Source organism: Limnobacter sp., from assembly GCF_043511195.1.
Classification (GTDB): domain Bacteria; phylum Pseudomonadota; class Gammaproteobacteria; order Burkholderiales; family Burkholderiaceae_B; genus Limnobacter.
The window spans coordinates 555,020-570,816 of the sequence record NZ_CP121330.1 but is presented as its reverse complement, the minus strand read 5'-3'; the positions used below and the strand labels follow the sequence as shown (position 1 = coordinate 570,816).

Sequence of the window (15,797 nt, the reverse complement as noted above, 5' to 3'; positions counted from 1 at the left end):
GTTGTCGTTCATCCCGCCGATGACGCAGCTCAACACGCCTTATCCATCCACCGCCTACATTACCGGCTTTTTACGCAAGCAGGGCATTGATGCTGTGCAGTCGGATATTGCGCTGGGCTTGGTGCTCAGGTTGTTCTCGCCGCAAGGGCTAGACCGCATTGCCGAAGAAATTGAGCAGTACGAGGAAGTGACCGAACGCGTGGCCCTGTTTATGGACCAGTTCAGCCGCTACCGCGCCACCATTGCCCCCACCATTCGTTTTTTACAGGGTGGCGATTCCACCTTGGCGCACCGCATCAACAGCCGTGCCTTCTTGCCCGAAGGCCCACGGTTTGAGGCGCTGGACGTGTACGTGGACGAAGAAGGCGGCGACCCGCTGGCGTGGGCCTTTGGTGCCCTGGGGGCGCAAGACAAAGCCCGCCACCTGGCAACCCTGTACCTGAACGATCTCGCCGATGTCATTGCCGATGCGGTGGATGAACGTTTCGAGTTTGTGCGCTACGCGGAATCGCTGGCGGGCAGCCAAGCCAGTTTTGATCCCTTGGCCGGTGCGTTGCAACAACCCTTCACCTTGATTGATGAAATTTTGGTGCAGCTTACGCTTGAAGAATTCAAGCGCCAGCAGCCGCAACTGGTGTTGCTTTCCGTGCCATTTCCAGGCGCTGTGTACGCGGCTTTGCGCATGGCGCAAGCCATCAAGGCTGAAAACCCCAACGTAAAAATTGCTTTGGGCGGTGGCTATGTGAACACCGAGCTGCGTGAGCTGGCCGAGCCCCGCCTGTTCGATTTTGTTGATTTTGTAACCCTTGATTCGGGTGAACGCCCCCTGCTTTGCCTGATCGAACACCTGCAAGGCAAACGCGGGCCACAGCGTTTGGTGCGCACTTTCACCCGCAATGCGCAGGGTTTGGTGCAGTACACCAACTGGGCTGAACCCGATGTGCCGTTTGGCGATGTGGGCACCCCCACTTGGGATGGTTTGCCACTGCACAGCTACTTAAGCCTGCTCGACATGCTGAACCCCATGCACCGCCTGTGGAGCGACGGGCGCTGGAACAAGCTGACCGTGGCGCATGGCTGTTACTGGAAAAAATGCAGCTTTTGTGATGTGTCGCTCGACTATATTTCGCGCTACGAAAACGCCACAGCCACTGAGCTGGTGAACCGAATTGAAGCGATTGTGGCTGAAACCGGGCAAACCGGTTTTCATTTTGTGGACGAAGCAGCCCCACCCAAAGCCCTGAAAGCTTTGGCAGAGGAGTTGATTGCACGGAATGTGTCCATTTCCTGGTGGGGCAATATTCGTTTTGAAAAATCTTTCTCGCCCGAGTTGTGCCAGTTACTGGCCGATAGCGGTTGCATTGCGATTAGCGGCGGGCTGGAAGTGGCGTCCGACCGCCTTTTGAATTTGATGAAGAAGGGGGTTTCAGTCGAGCAAGTGGCCCGTGTTACCAAAGGCTTTACCGACGCAGGTGTGCTGGTGCATGCCTACTTAATGTACGGCTTCCCCACCCAAACCGTGCAAGACACGGTGGATGCTTTGGAGTACGTGCGGCAACTGTTCGCTGAGGGCTGCATTCAATCGGGCTACTTTCACCGCTTTGCCTGCACGGTGCATTCGCCTGTGGGCAAAAACCCGGAAGAATATGGCATCAAGCTATTGCCCATGCCGCCCGGCACATTTGCGAAGAACGACATTGGCTTTGTCGACCCCACGGGTGTTGACCATGCTGCTTTGGGCGAAGGTTTGAACCGCGCCTTGTACAACTACATGCACGGCATTGGTCTGGATCAAAACGTGCGCAGCTGGTTCGATCAAAAAGTGCCGCGCCCCAGCGTGCAAAAAAACTTTATTGAGCAGGCCTTGTATGGAAAACCTGTGAAATCAGCTTAATATTGACAGTATGTAAAATTTTAAAGGTGGCACCATGAGTTTAAAAACCCTGCTGATGCCCATGATTACTCAACAGCGCTTTGCACGCAGCACGCTGCTGGCCAAGCGTGCCAAGGCTGAAAAACTCAGGTTGGCATCTGGCCGCCCGCACCAGCTTCACTACTTTCACCAAATTGACGACCCTTACAGCCATTTGGTGGCGCAGGCCCTGCCGCGTTTCCTGGCGCGTTACAACATTGAATTATTACCCCACGTGGTCAGCCCCCCGCCCGATTCCGCAGCGCCTGAGCGGGACAAGCTGGTGGCCTACAGCCGTGTTGATGCTGCCTTGCTGGCAAAGCACCATGGTTTGAATTTCACCGACCCGGGCAAACAACCCGAGGCTGATCGGGTTCAGCAGGCAACGCACACACTGGTGGGGGCCATCGGAATGGGGCAATTTGCTGAATATGCCGCCTTGGTGGGGCAATGGCTGTGGGCTTGGGATGAAACTCAAATTCCACCGGAACAGATCAATGCATTGAAACCAGTGTCCAGCCAGGATGTGCAAAACCACATTACGCAATCTGATGACTTGCGAGAAAAACTGGGCCATTACCTGGGCGGTATGTTGTATTACGAGGGCGAATGGTACTGGGGCATTGATCGCCTGTACCACCTGGAGCAACGCCTTCAGGAATTGGGTGCGCAGCGCAGTGGCGTGTTTGGTTTGCTGTTTCCTGCAGACGATGGTCTGGCTACTGCCAAGCCGCTGGACAACCCACCCGAGATTGATTTTTTCTTTTCTTTCCGCAGCCCCTATTCCGCCATTGTGGCTTCGCGCATTTTTGAATTGGGCCAACGCACTGGTGCGAAAGTAAATTTACGCTTTGTGTTGCCCATGGTGATGCGGGGGCTGCCTGTGCCCAAGGTCAAGCGCGAATACATTGTGTACGACACAGCCCGTGAGGCGCACGTGCGCGGCGTGCCGTTTGGCCGTTTGAACGACCCTGTGGGCAAGCCGATTGAACGGGGTTTGGCTTTGATTCCCTTTGCCGAGCAACACAGCAAGGGGCAAGAGTTTGTGTTGTCCTTCATGCAAGGTGTTTGGGCCGAGGGCATTGACGCTGGCAGTGACAAGGGCTTGCGCAAAATCGTGGAACGGGCTGGTTTGCGTTGGGAAGGCGTACCGGTGGCTTTGCAACATGAGGCCTGGCGTGAGCGTGCAGCGGCCAACCGGGAAGAATTGTTTGCCGCTGGCCTGTGGGGTGTCCCTTCTTTCAAGCTGGGAAACCAGGTGGTGTGGGGGCAAGACCGTTTGTGGGCAGTCCGCAATGCCTTGTGTACGCAATCGGCCTGATTTGCTCATCGATTGTTTTTGGGGTATCAATAACTTTTACGCGCCCGAAGTTTGAACGCCATGAAAATCAGCGATGTTGCCAAACAGCTTGGTTTGAACCCCAAGACCATTCGATTCTATGAAGATCAGGGTTTGATTGCCCCGAAGCGGGCCGATTCGGAATCGTGGTTTTCTGCGGGCAAGAACCGTGTGTTTGGGCAAGAAGACTTGTCCCGGCTTGATTTCGTCAAAAAGGCGCGCGAGCTGGATTTTTCAATCAAGGAAATTCAGTCGGTGCTGGATTATTACGACCAAGGCCCTGCCTGCGGTTGTGGTTCAAGAAACAAGGTTGACGAGTTGATTGAGCGAAAACTGGCTGAAGTTCGGCAATTGAAAAAAAGTCTTCTTGATCTGGAAAAAAAGTTGATCGACATTCGGGAAAACAATACTGTAATTGCAGCCAGGCTGGCCGGTGAGCCCAGTGAGCCTGAAGGTGAGTTTTTAATTGCAGACTATATTTTGCCGGCAACTGACAAACGAGAAAAATAGGGCTTGACCTTCCAGTGGCTGGAATGTTCACCATGCAAATTGGGGACGTTCCCACTTGCTTTTAAAGGAGATTTTTTGATGAAAGTTAAATTGTTTACTGCTGCCGTTGGTGTGTTTGGCCTCGTGGGTGTGGCCATGGCCGTATGCCCACTTTGCGCATAAAGCGGTAAAAGCTTCGGGCCCTTTCGGGCCCGGACTTGTGCCCTAACAACACGATTTATTCTGCTGAATGGGCGGACATTTCACGGACCCATACGAGCAAAATACACAGCAATCGCCCGGCTTGGGCTTGAGCAAAACACCGCAGTGTGCACACTGGAAAAAAAACTGGCATGCGTCTGTGGGCATTAAGCACGGCGTGCGTGTTTTGCAGCGCGGGCAGGTCAAAATCGATTCAAGCACCACATTATTCATTGTGCGATCACCGTCGCCGTGAATGCACTTGCCATGATTGGTTTCATATTGATTTCTCTGAATGAGGCCACCAGTTGTCCGATTGTTGATGCATTGACAAGTGACGAATCGCTTGACCTTGCCACCCTGTCAGGGTTTCTAATACAGTGGTTATATTCCGCTAATTTTTACGTACCAAGCAAGGAAATTTCATGCCCGGTTGTAACCACTGCCCCGCTGACGAGGCCGCCAAATCCACCGCAGTTGATGCCGGTTTTCGCAAAGTGTTGTGGATTGCGCTGATTGCCAACGCAACCATGTTCTTCATAGAAGTGGGCGCCAGTTGGTCAGCAGGCTCGGTGTCGCTGCTTGCAGATTCGCTCGATTTTGGTGGTGATGCTGCCAACTATGCCTTGTCGTTGTTTGTGTTGGGCATGGCGCTTCAAACTCGCGCAAAGGCCGCGCTTCTGAAAGGCATTTCAATGGGACTGTACGGCACAGGTGTGCTGGCTTTCGCGGGGTATGCGGCGTTTCAGGGTAATGTGCCAGCGTATGCCACCATGGGTGTGGTTGCGGTACTGGCCTTGGCCGTGAACGTGGGGGTGGCTGCCATTCAATACCGCTACCGCAATGGCGATTCCAATATGCGCTCGGTGTGGCTGTGCAGCAGAAACGATGCAATCGGCAATCTCGCTGTGTTAGGTGCTGCTGTGTTGGTCGGCGTTACGCAAGCAGCCTGGCCCGACCTGCTGGTTGCCGCCTTGATGGCGTCACTGGGTTTGTCATCGTCGGTCACCGTGATCCGGCAGGCGCGTTCTGAAATAAACTCAACCGTGGTTCGTGCGCACAATTGATTCTAGAAATTCAAGGCGGCAGGTTTTACAGATAAACTGGATTAATGATTGATTCGATGTCGACTCGCCATCACGTGTATTTGCTGTGCGCAGAATGGTGCGGTGTTTGCCGCGCATTTGAAATGCCATTCAATGAAGCCATCCAAAGGCTGAGCTTCGTCCAGGCGCATTGGGTCGACATCGAAGACTTTCCGGAATGGGAAGACAGGGTCGATATTGAATCGTTTCCGACCTTGCATGTGGAAACGGCCGACGGGCAGGTTGTTTTCTCCGGCAGCATCGAACCCGATCCTGACCAGCTTCTCCGGCTGCTGGGTCGCTTGCGGGAAACAGCGCCTTTCGCGCAGAATTCGGGCAAGAATTGAAAGCTGTGTTACTCTCACTTTCATGAAAAAGCTGTGTATTTTCTTCATGATTTTGATGTTGCCGCTTCAAAGCTTGATGGCGGAGGGGCAATTCTTTCATGCGTTGGAGACAGGCCATGAACACAGCCATTCACATGGCCACGGCGATGCACACCACAGCCACGGCGACTCGGATTCAAGTGAATCCGATCACCACCACCACTGCCCGGGCCATTGCACGGTCATGCCTTCCAGCCAGTTAAACAGTGTTGAGCCCCAGTTGAAGTATGCCGAGTACTCGCTTGAGCCCACCCTGAACACGTCCTCCCCCAATACCCGCATAGAACGCCCCAATTGGTGTTGACCCCGCATTGACCTGTGCCCCCATTTGATCTGGGGGAATTTCACTTGTTCACGGAGTTTTTCACCATGAATTCACCACTGCGCGTGGTGCTTTGGGCATGCCTTCTCGCGGGCACAACCCCAGTGGCACATGCACAAGAAGCCAGTGTGTCGATTGCACAAATTTATCAGTCGGCCCTGAACAACAGCCCGTTGGTGCGTGCCCAGCCCCAGCGCATGGATTCGCTTGAGGCTGCAAGACGCGACGCCAATCGCCTTGGCGCTGGCCCTTTGATACTGGAAGGTTCGTATCGCAGCGATCGAAGTTTTGAGAACCAGGGTTTGCGGGAAACCGAGATTGGCATCAGTGCTCCCCTTTGGCTTTGGAATGAGCGGAGCAACACCCAGCGTTTAAGAGATGCGCAATTACAGGCTGGTGAAAGCCGACAACGACAACAGCAGCTGGAGCTGGCCGGTCAGGTTCGGCAAGTGGTTTGGAATACCCTGGCTGCGCAACTGGATGTTGACATTGCCCAGGCGCGTTTGCTTGGCTCAAAAAAGCTGATGGACGACGTGGAGCGCCGCGTGAATGCGGGCGACCTGGCCAAAGCAGATTTCCTGCAGGCCAGCGCCTTGCATGTGCAGGCACAGACCGAGTTCACCCGTGCCTTGTCCAGTTTATCAACCGTGGGCGCCGAGTTCACCGCAGTCACCGGGCTGCCAGTCAGCATGCTGAACACCGGAAACAATGCAATCAGCCGCGAGGCGATGCCGGACAACTTACAGGCGGACATTCAAACCCACCCGGCGTATGCCGCTTTGCAGACTGAAGCGCAGGCATTGCAAAGCCAGGTCGATTTGGTTGCAATTCAAACCCGCGAGAACCCGGAGTTGGGTTTGGCGGTGGTGAATGACCGGGCTGCATTTGCCGCACCCAATGAAAAATCGCTGATGGTTTCAACACGAATTCCATTGGGGGCCAGTGCTGCACATGAAAGTCGTTTGTTGGCTGCACGTGCCGATGAAACAGAGGCACAAGAAAAACTGAAGCGCGCAGAAACCACCTTGAAAGCACAGGCCAGTGCGGCTTTGTCGAATGTGCAGTGGTTTGAAAAACTGCAAGCCAATGCGCAGGAACAGGCGCAATTGGCACAGCAGGTGTATGCCATGTACCAGCAGTCTTTCTCATTGGGCGAAACAGACTTGCCCACTTTGCTGCGCTTTGAACAGCAAGCCTTCGAGGCCGAGCGCATGGCCAAAAAATCAATTGTTGAATATTCAAGCAAAGTGTCGGCCTTGCGGCAGGCACTTGGTTTGTTACCCGAGCAGGCACCATGAAAAAACTACTTCTTGCAATTTACCTTGTCGCGTTTAGTGCAATGACTGCGGCAAGCCCCGGGCATGACCACGGTGATGAAGCACCCCTTGTTGAATCAGAAGCGTCGCCACGCGTGGTGATGGAGTCCGATTTATTCGAGGCTGTGGCCATTTTAAAAGGCCAAACGTTTGAAATTTTTGTTGACCATGCTGCCACCAATGCACCGGTCGAGAATGCTGAACTGGCCATTCTTTTGAATGGCGAATCGGTGCCGCTTGAATTGCACAATGTGGGCGAATTCGATGCCGTGCTGCCCAATTCAATGGTCGGCAAGAATATTGATTTGGCAATGCGTGTCACGGTGGGGGATCAAAGCGATGTGTTAACCGGCCAACTGGTGTTGGATGATCACGACCATGATCACGCCGATGAAGAACACGAGCACTTGCTGGAATACATGGCCATGGCCGGGGCGGCTTTGCTTGCCTTGGTGTTGATTGCGCTGTTTTTTAAACGCCGCAACAAGGGAGTGAACTGATCATGAGCAAGCGTTTTATTCCCCGTTCCTTCGCAGTGTCTTTTTTTGTATGCGCCTTGTTGAGCCCATTCAGTGCATGGTCAGGCCCAGGCCATGACCATGGCGATGAGGCCGCCGCTGTAGTGCCAGGTGACGGCCCGCGCCGTTTGCCCACCGGCGAAGTGTTCCTGCCCAAACCAGCCCAACGCCAGTTGAATGTACGAACGCTGCCTGCCTTGTTGGAACAACATGCCAGGGTGATTGAACTCAATGGCAAGGTGGTGATCGACCCACAAAGTGGCGGCTTGGTGCAAACCAGCACAGGTGGGCGGTTTGAGGCCCCTTCAAACGGTGTGCCACGGCTTGGGCAAGTGGTGAAAAAAGGCGAGGTTCTGGGTTATGTGGTGGCCACTCAGGCACCTTTGGACAGGGCAAGCCAACAGGCCGAACTGGCTCAATTAAGGGCACAACTCAGCCTGGCTGAAAGCCGCTTGCAACGTGTGCAGCAACTGCAAGACACCATTCCAAAAAAGGAGCAGCAAGCAGCTCAGGCTGAAGTGCAAAGCCTGAAGGGACAGGTCGCAGCTTTGGCTGGCGGCGTGGGTGCGAAGGAAGCACTGCGAGCGCCCACAAGCGGCGTGGTTGCCAGCAGCAATGCCTTGTCTGGCAAGATATTTGAAACGGGTGCCTTGGTGTTTGAAGTCAGCAATCCCGGCGTGGTTCGCATTGATGCAAGCTGGTTCGAGGGTGTAACGCCCCCTGTGTTTAGCGGCGCAAAAGTAATGTCTGGCAATGAAACAATTGCATTGAATTATTTGGGGGCAGCGGGTGCGGTGCGTGATCAATCGCTCACACTGGCCTTTGAGAATCGGAAGCTGGACAAGGCCCGATTCGCGACAGGGCAACTCGTGAAGGTGTATGCCGAGCAGGCCAGCAAATTTGAAGGCATTGCGGTATCCAGTGGTGCCTTGATGAAAAACGCAGCCAATCAAACCATTGTGTGGGTGAAAGCGGAACCGGAAACTTTCGAGCCCCGTGTGGTATTGACCGAGCCGCTGGATGGCCAACGGGTGTTGGTTGTCAGCGGATTAAAGCCGTTTGACCGGTTGGTGGTTCAGGGTGCAACCCTGATCAACCAGATTCGGTAAGGGGCGGCAGCATGTTTCAACTATTACTCGAGAACAGCCTGAAAAACCGCCTGCTGGTGTTGCTCGGTGCGCTGATTCTTACGCTGTATGGCGCATTCACGCTGACCCAAACGCCCGTGGATGTGTTTCCCGATTTGAACAAGCCCACGGTCACGGTTATTACTGAGGCCGGTGGCATGGCCCCGGAAGAAGTGGAACAACTGATTACCTTTCCGCTGGAGGCGGCACTGAACGGTTTGCCGGGCGTGGAAGTGATCCGTTCGGTGTCCAGTGCCGGGCTCTCTTTTCTCTACATCACTTTCAATTGGGATGTTGAAATTTACCGTGCGCGCCAAATGGTGTCCGAGCGGCTTGGCAGCATGGAAGAATCCATTCCCGCCGGGCTTGCGCCCACCATGGGGCCTGTCAGTTCCATCATGGGCGAAATCATGCAAATTGCCATTCCCATCGATGTGGCGAAAACCTCACCCATGGATGTGCGGGAATATGCAGACTGGGTGTTAAGGCCGCGTTTGTTGTCCATTCAAGGCGTGGCGCAGGTGATTCCGATTGGGGGCGAGGTGCGCCAGTTTCAGGTGCAACCCAATTTGCAGCGCATGGTTGAATCGGGTATTTCGATTGATGATTTGCAGCGTGCCTTGAGTGGCTTTGCGTCCAACACATCGGGTGGTTTCTTGTCGCTCAATGGTCGGGAGTACCTGATTCGGCATTTGGGAAGAACGTCGTCGCTGGAGGACTTGCGAAACCTTGCAGTGGATTCGCGCAACGGTCAAACCGTGTTGCTTAAGCAGGTGGCCCAGGTGGAATTTGCTGCTGCGGTGAAGCGGGGTGATGCTGGCTATGAAGGCAAGCCAGCGGTCATTCTGGGTATTCAAAAACAGCCCGATGCAGACACCATTGAGCTGACCCAGCAAATTGAAAACGCGTTGAACGCCATGAAAGGCGCTTTGCCTGCGGGCATGGAAGAACCACGGGTGACCTTCCGGCAAGCCAGTTTCATCGAGGCCTCCATTACTACCTTGCAAGGCAAGTTGATCGGTGCCTCGGTGTTTGTGGCAGCGGTGCTGTTCTTCTTTTTGGGCACGCTACGCCCAACCGTCATTGCGCTCACGGCCATTCCCGTTTCAATTTTTATCACCGCGCTGGTGTTCAAGTACTTTGGTTTGTCGATCAACACCATGACCTTGGGTGGTTTGGCCATTGCCATTGGTGGTTTGGTAGACGATGCGGTGGTGGATGTCGAAAACATTTTGCGCCGCCTGAAAGAGCAACGCGCAAAACACCCTGGCGTGCCTTTTGATTTGGTGGGGTTGGTGCGACAAGCCAGCCTGGAAGTGCGAACCGGCATTGTGTACGCCACCGCAATCATTGTGTTGGTGTTCATTCCATTGTTTGCGTTGCCCGGCATTGAAGGCAAGTTGTTTGTGCCCCTAGGCATTGCATTCATCGTGTCCACGCTGGCCTCGCTCATTGTGTCCGTCACAGTCACGCCCGTGTTGTCGTACTACCTGTTGCCGCGTATCAAGAATTTGGACCATGGCGACACCAAGGTGCTGGCGTGGTTAAAGCACCATTACCAACACAGCTTGCAGCGTGTGCTGAACAATCCCAAACCTGCAATCACCTTGGCATTAGGTGCTGTGCTGGTGGCGGGGTTTTCCGTGCCTTTCTTTGCCAAAACATTTTTGCCGCCTTTCAATGAAGGCAGTTTGGTGATGGGGCTTCGCTTGAATCCGGGTGTCACGCTGGAGGAGTCTTCAAGACTGGCCTCACAAGCGGAACAGCTTTTGAAGGGCGTTCCGGAAATTACCCACATTGGTCGCCGAAGTGGCCGGGCCGAACTGGATGAGCATGCGGAAGGGGTGCATGCGTCCGAGCTGGACATTGGCTTGATTCCAGCTTCGGAAATGACCCGCTCCATGGATGAGATCAATGCCGATATTCGTTCACGGCTTCAAAATTTGCCGGCGGCCATTGCGGTGGGGCAGCCCATCTCGCACCGCCTGGATCACATGCTTTCTGGCGTGCGTTCTCAAATTGCCATCAAGGTGTTTGGCGAAGACCTGGACACGCTGCGCGGCACGGCCGAGCAACTGCGTGCGCAGCTTTCACGCATCGATGGTTTGGTCGACCTTGAAGTGGAAAAACAGGTGTTGGCCCCTGAAATCAAGGTGCGTGTGAATTACGATGCCGCGTCGCAGTACGGGGTGCCCGTTTCGGAGATATTGCACAGTTTGCAGGCTTTGGTGGAAGGCGAAAAAATTGCACAGGTGGTTGAAGGCAACCGGCGATTTGCTTTGGTGCTTAAGTTGGCCGAGGAAAACCGCAGCCTTGAGCAACTTGGGCAACTGCTGATACAAACACCCAATGGTGCTGTGCCCTTGCGGGTACTGGCCACGATTGAAGACAGTGATGGTCCCAACCAGATCAGCCGCGACGATGGCAAGCGGCGAATCGTGATTTCGGGCAATGCGCAGGGGCGAGCCTTGTCGCAAGTGGTCGAGGATATTCGGGTCACCACAGCCAGTTTTAATTTACCGCAAGGGTATTTCATTACCCTGGGTGGTCAGTTTGAAGCTCAAAGGCAAGCCACGCGCTTGGTGGGTTTGCTGTCGCTGGTCTCACTGACACTCATGTTCGCCGTGCTGTACAGCCGTTACCAGTCCATGCGTTTGTCCTTGATTATCATGGGCAATATTCCGCTGGCCTTGGTGGGTGCCGTGTTGGGCTTGTGGTTGTCGGGGCAGCCCCTGTCGGTGGCAGCGCTGATTGGCTTTATTACGCTGGCGGGGATCTCGGTGCGCAACGGCATTTTAAAAGTGAGCCACTACATCAACCTGATGCGTTTTGAGGGCGAAACGTTTAACCACAGCATGATTGTTCGTGGTTCGCAAGAGCGTTTAAGCCCGGTGTTGATGACGGCATTGGTCACCGCGTTTGCAGTTGCGCCCTTGTTGTTCGAGGCGCAGCGGCCGGGTACCGAAATACTTCACCCGGTGGCGGTGGTGATATTTGGTGGCTTGATCAGTTCTACCTTGCTGGATACCTATTTAACGCCCGCCTTGTTCTGGATGTTTGGCCAGAAGGATTCGGAACAGTTGTGCGATCAATCCGACAAGGAGTCTGGTCGTGATTTAAACGCACTGTGAAACATGCACCCGTGCTTTCAGGCGGGTGATCAGTAAAAACAGGCCTCCCAGTTTGCGGTGTATGAACAGGCAATCAATGGGTGGGGCATGCCAGAATTTTCGGTCTTCACCCAGCGCGAATCCCTTGTCGCGAATTCTTGCGGCAAGGTCTGTGTTGCCAAAGTCGAATTCACCTGGGGTACAAAAGGGCTCGCAAGCCAGTTCCATCAGGTCCAGTACCAAATCGCGGTGGTGGGCTTGTGTGGTCGAGTCAAAGTAACCAATCCGGGTGGCTGCTTTTTCCATCAAACTGCGGCTTGCGGCCTGCGCCGCATTCATCACGTCGACATACCCGTCTACCAATTCTTTCTCAAAGCTGCGGGTGGCACCGAAATCCAGCAACACCACTTTGCCGGTTTTGGGGTTGTAGCGGTAGTTTGCAAAATTCGGGTCGGTTTGCATCAGCTGCATGCCCAGCAATTCCTTGAACAACAATTCAAACATGGTGGTGGCAATTTTGTCGCGTGTTGGCTGTGTGGCATGGGCCATTTGTTCAATGGGCACGCCTTCTACATAGCGCATGGCCAAAATACCGCGTGTGGTCAGGCTTGAATCCACGGTGGGAATTTCAAACCGTTCATCCTCACCCAGTGCCTTGGTGTATTTCACAATGCATTCGGCTTCACGCAGGTAATCGGCCTCTTCGTGCAACTGCTTTTTGGCTTCGGTCAACAGCGCAGCCAGGTCGAATGTTTTGGGCACCAGGCCCGTGAAACGCAAAATGGTCGCCACGTTGTCAATGTCGCTGTCAATGCTGTCGCGCACACCGGGGTATTGAATTTTAATGGCCAGTTTTTCACCGGTCAGTGAAATGGCCTCATGCACTTGGCCGATGGATGCAGCGGCGATTGGCGTTAAATTGAATTCACGAACGCGTTGATCCCAGTTTTCACCCCATTCTTTTTCAAGAACAGCCAACAACTGTTTGCGCGGCATGTGTTTGGCGTCTTGCCGCAGCTTGGCCATGATCTCGGCGAGTTGTGGCGGCAGCATGTCGCCGGCGTCCATAGACACCAATTGCCCCAGCTTCATGGCGGCACCGCGCAGTTGCGCCAGTTGATCCGCAACACGCAGTGCATTTTTTGGTGTCAGTAACAGCTTGCTCAGTTGGGGCCGTTTGCCTTGGGCCAATTGCTTGGTGCCATTTTTAACAACAGAACCTGCTACAGTCGTTGCCAAGGCACCGAAACGGCTTAAGCGCGCAAACCGCCCCGAGGGCACTGCCGATTCATTGCTGTTTTTGTTGCGTGGGGGTTTTTGGCTAGACGACATGAGGACTGCTTGGGTGCAAAGTTGACCCTCATCTTAAAACAAAAGGCGCCTGTGCGGGGAATCACAGGCGCCCTTTGAAAACCATCAAGATGACTGGTTTTATGGATTAGCTGGCATCACCTTCGGTCAGGTTCACGCCTTTGATTTTGCTCAATACTTCAGCACGTGTGGCTGTAGAGTTCGAGGTGTGGGTCAGGTTGCTTGCATCACCGGCCACTGGGCTGAATTCGCCAGTTTGTACTGCTTTCTGGTATGCATTCAGTACGGCATTGCGACTGGCTTGGTCGCGCTGGCTTTCTACTGCGATCACGTGGCTGGTGGCATCGCCCTGCTGGGTTGCTGAGTTGGCCATGACCACGGCTGGTACAGTTGCTGAAATGGCCAATACGGAAGTAGCGATCAATTGACGTGCGTTCATGGTAAATCTCCTTTTGGGGTACTTCATAAAGTTTTGCCGTTGCTTTGTTGCGTTGGCATGAGTCGTACTTTACGCAGGGTCGAATTACCAAGGCCCCACACGCACATTACAAATTTGTAATTTTAAAAAGTACTTGTGCCTTCTATACTTCAAGGCATGTTTGTTCACGCACAGCGACGTTGCGCCCATGAAAATTTTGGTAATTGAAGACGAGAAGAAGTTGGCCAGTTACCTTCAAAAGGGGCTGAACTCCGAAGGCTTTGTGGTGGATGTAGCCCACAACGGTATTGATGGTTTGCACCTGGCCACTGAAGGCCATTACGAACTCATCATTCTCGATGGCATGTTGCCCGACCTGGACGGACTGGGCGTGCTGGCCGCATTGCGCCAAACCATGAACATCCCGGTGCTCATGCTCACGGCCCGTTCCATGGTCGAAGACCGGGTCAAAGGCCTGCAGGCGGGTGCCGACGATTACCTGACCAAACCTTTTGCATTTTCAGAATTGGTGGCCCGCGTGCATGCACTGGCACGCCGTGCCCAGGGGCAGCAGCAAAATGCCACCGTTGACAGCAGCCATTTGGGTCTTGCTGACCTGGAGCTGGATGCTGTCAAGCGGCAGGCCAAACGCGCTGGGCAAGACCTGCGCTTGACCGCGAAAGAGTTCAGCTTGTTGTGGCTGCTGTTGCGCAGAAAGGGCGAGGTGTTGTCACGCACCGAATTGGCTGAGCTGGTGTGGGACATGCACTTTGACAGTGAAACGAATGTTGTGGATGTGGCCGTGCGCCGTTTGCGCAGCAAAATGGACGAGCCCTTTAATTTGCCCCTTCTGCACACTGTGCGTGGCATGGGCTATGTGCTGGAGTTGCGCGCTGGGGAGAGCCAGCCATGAGGCGCTCAATAGCCAGGCGATCTTCTTTTCAAATGTCGATCCTCAGTATTGTGGGTGTTGGATTGATCGCTGTGTTTGGCTATCACTGTGTGTGGATGTGGCAAGAAGTGCGACACCAGGAAACGCTTGAACGTGCCGCAAATGCGGTGGAGCAGGTGCTGGCCCGCAACAGTGAATTGATGCCCACAGAAATGTGGGGCCGTGTAGACGAACTGCTGCTGAACCTGGGCAATGTGCGCGCCAAAGTGCACGGCGAAAATGATCAGGTGTTGTACGGGCCACAGGTGTTGCTAAGCAAGGTCAAGCACAAAAAAACTTACATGCATTCTTTGGTGGGCTTGGGCGGCACTATGCCAATGCGCGATCTTGAGCTGGCCATGGATGTGTCAGAGGACAAAAAATTCCTGAACTTTATTGGTGCCGTGTTTGCGGTGGCGGCAGTGGTTTGGGGCTTGTTCATTATGCTGCTAAGCGGCACTTTGGCGCGCTTTGAATTAAAGCCATTGAATAAATTCGGGCGCAAAATCGCCAGTTTTGATCCGTCGGATCTGACTGCACGAATCAAGACCGAGCATGAACCCGAAGAGCTGTACCCGGTCATTGAGCAGTTCAATAAATTAATCGGAAAAGTAGGGCAATACCACGACCAACTGCGTTCATTCAATTCCAATGTGGCGCATGAATTGAACACGCCGCTTTCCAGCCTTACCGTTAGCCATGAATTGCTGCTGCGTGAAAAAAATCCCGATCCCGAGCATTTGAAGGAGGCACTGCACAGCCACCTCGAAGAGCTGCAGCGCATGAACCGCATCATTCAAAGCATGTTGTTTTTGTCGCATGCCAGCCAGGGCCAGTACAACGATTTTCGGGTAGTGGCCAAGCTCAGTGAACCTGTCATGACTGTGATGGATTACATGGAGGCCATGCTGGAAGAAAAAAATCTGCAATTTGAATTGCACGGTGATGCGTCTGCTCGGGTTGATTCTGAATTGATCAAGCGGGCGCTGTCCAACCTGGTGTCCAATGCCATTCGCTATGCCGAGGAGGGCAGCACCATTCACATTCACATTGACAACAGCACTGTGGCGGGCCAGGTTCTTTTCACAGTGAGCAACAAGGGTGTGTGTATTCCCGCAGCCAGCGTGCCGCATTTGTTCGAACCCTTTTACCGGGTGGATCAATCGCGCAATGAAAGTGGCCACAACCACGGTTTGGGCTTGGCCATTGTGGCCGCAATCGCCCGTTTGCATGGGGGCGAACCTTTTGCGCAGTGCGATGGCGACTGGGTACGCATCGGGTTTTCATTGAAGAAGGGCGACTCATCATCGCTTGCAGAGGCATAAATGGGCT

The 15,797-nt window shown here is 54.0% G+C and carries 15 protein-coding genes; 12 read left to right on the top strand and 3 right to left on the bottom strand.

Annotation, left to right across the window (positions count from 1 at the left end):
• Positions 1 to 19 precede the first annotated feature (19 nt).
• From P0D43_RS02745 to P0D43_RS02735, 3 genes are read left to right on the top strand one after another with little or no spacing between them, the layout of a single operon-like run.
• Positions 20 to 1,894: a B12-binding domain-containing radical SAM protein gene (locus P0D43_RS02745; protein WP_394673693.1), complete on the top strand. Its 1,875-nt coding sequence runs from the start codon at positions 20 to 22 to the stop codon at positions 1,892 to 1,894.
• 34 nt (positions 1,895 to 1,928) lie between these two features.
• A complete protein-coding gene (locus tag P0D43_RS02740) occupies positions 1,929 to 3,233 on the top strand; it encodes a DsbA family protein (protein WP_394673168.1) in 1,305 nt (434 codons plus the stop codon).
• Positions 3,234 to 3,293: 60 nt separating this feature from the next.
• Entirely contained in the window at positions 3,294 to 3,761 is a 468-nt protein-coding gene (locus P0D43_RS02735) for a MerR family transcriptional regulator (RefSeq protein WP_394673167.1), read from the top strand.
• Positions 3,762 to 3,965: 204 nt separating this feature from the next.
• Here the strand turns inward: P0D43_RS02735 and P0D43_RS02730 are convergent, their stop codons facing one another.
• Positions 3,966 to 4,175, bottom strand: coding sequence for a GDCCVxC domain-containing (seleno)protein (locus tag P0D43_RS02730; RefSeq protein ID WP_341238152.1), 210 nt, complete (start codon positions 4,173 to 4,175; stop codon positions 3,966 to 3,968).
• 191 nt (positions 4,176 to 4,366) lie between these two features.
• On the opposite strand from P0D43_RS02730, the gene P0D43_RS02725 reads away from it, so the two are divergent.
• From P0D43_RS02725 to P0D43_RS02695, 7 genes are all read left to right on the top strand, one after another.
• Positions 4,367 to 5,008: a cation transporter gene (locus P0D43_RS02725; protein ID WP_394673166.1), complete on the top strand. Its 642-nt coding sequence runs from the start codon at positions 4,367 to 4,369 to the stop codon at positions 5,006 to 5,008.
• 44 nt (positions 5,009 to 5,052) lie between these two features.
• Positions 5,053 to 5,373 carry a thioredoxin family protein gene (locus P0D43_RS02720; protein WP_341238150.1) on the top strand — a complete coding sequence of 107 codons (321 nt, stop codon included), beginning with the start codon at positions 5,053 to 5,055 and terminating at the stop codon, positions 5,371 to 5,373.
• Positions 5,374 to 5,395: 22 nt separating this feature from the next.
• Positions 5,396 to 5,716 carry a hypothetical protein gene (locus P0D43_RS02715; RefSeq protein ID WP_341238149.1) on the top strand — a complete coding sequence of 107 codons (321 nt, stop codon included), beginning with the start codon at positions 5,396 to 5,398 and terminating at the stop codon, positions 5,714 to 5,716.
• 65 nt (positions 5,717 to 5,781) lie between these two features.
• Complete coding sequence (locus P0D43_RS02710) at positions 5,782 to 7,032, top strand: TolC family protein (RefSeq protein WP_394673165.1); 1,251 nt, start codon at positions 5,782 to 5,784, stop codon at positions 7,030 to 7,032.
• Positions 7,029 to 7,550 (top strand): hypothetical protein, encoded by a 522-nt coding sequence (locus P0D43_RS02705; RefSeq protein WP_341238147.1) that lies wholly within the window; start codon positions 7,029 to 7,031, stop codon positions 7,548 to 7,550. Before P0D43_RS02710 ends, P0D43_RS02705 begins: the two co-directional genes overlap by 4 nt.
• Before the next feature lie 2 nt (positions 7,551 to 7,552).
• A complete protein-coding gene (locus tag P0D43_RS02700; protein WP_394673164.1) occupies positions 7,553 to 8,677 on the top strand; it encodes an efflux RND transporter periplasmic adaptor subunit in 1,125 nt (374 codons plus the stop codon).
• A gap of 11 nt (positions 8,678 to 8,688) precedes the next feature.
• Positions 8,689 to 11,826, top strand: a complete 3,138-nt coding sequence (locus tag P0D43_RS02695; protein ID WP_394673163.1) for an efflux RND transporter permease subunit — start codon at positions 8,689 to 8,691, stop codon at positions 11,824 to 11,826.
• On the opposite strand, the gene P0D43_RS02690 is transcribed toward P0D43_RS02695, so the two are convergent.
• Both P0D43_RS02690 and P0D43_RS02685 read right to left on the bottom strand, forming a co-directional pair.
• Positions 11,812 to 13,137, bottom strand: coding sequence for an ABC1 kinase family protein (locus P0D43_RS02690; protein WP_394673162.1), 1,326 nt, complete (start codon positions 13,135 to 13,137; stop codon positions 11,812 to 11,814). The two genes, P0D43_RS02695 and P0D43_RS02690, sit on opposite strands and share 15 nt — an antisense overlap.
• Positions 13,138 to 13,243: 106 nt before the next feature.
• Complete coding sequence (locus P0D43_RS02685; RefSeq protein WP_159569231.1) at positions 13,244 to 13,555, bottom strand: hypothetical protein; 312 nt, start codon at positions 13,553 to 13,555, stop codon at positions 13,244 to 13,246.
• Between the two features lie 187 nt (positions 13,556 to 13,742).
• Between P0D43_RS02685 and P0D43_RS02680 the strand changes: the two genes are divergently transcribed.
• Positions 13,743 to 14,447, top strand: coding sequence for a heavy metal response regulator transcription factor (locus P0D43_RS02680; protein WP_159569230.1), 705 nt, complete (start codon positions 13,743 to 13,745; stop codon positions 14,445 to 14,447).
• Positions 14,448 to 14,479: 32 nt separating this feature from the next.
• Entirely contained in the window at positions 14,480 to 15,790 is a 1,311-nt protein-coding gene (locus tag P0D43_RS02675) for an ATP-binding protein (RefSeq protein ID WP_236550822.1), read from the top strand.
• Positions 15,791 to 15,797: the final 7 nt, after the last annotated feature.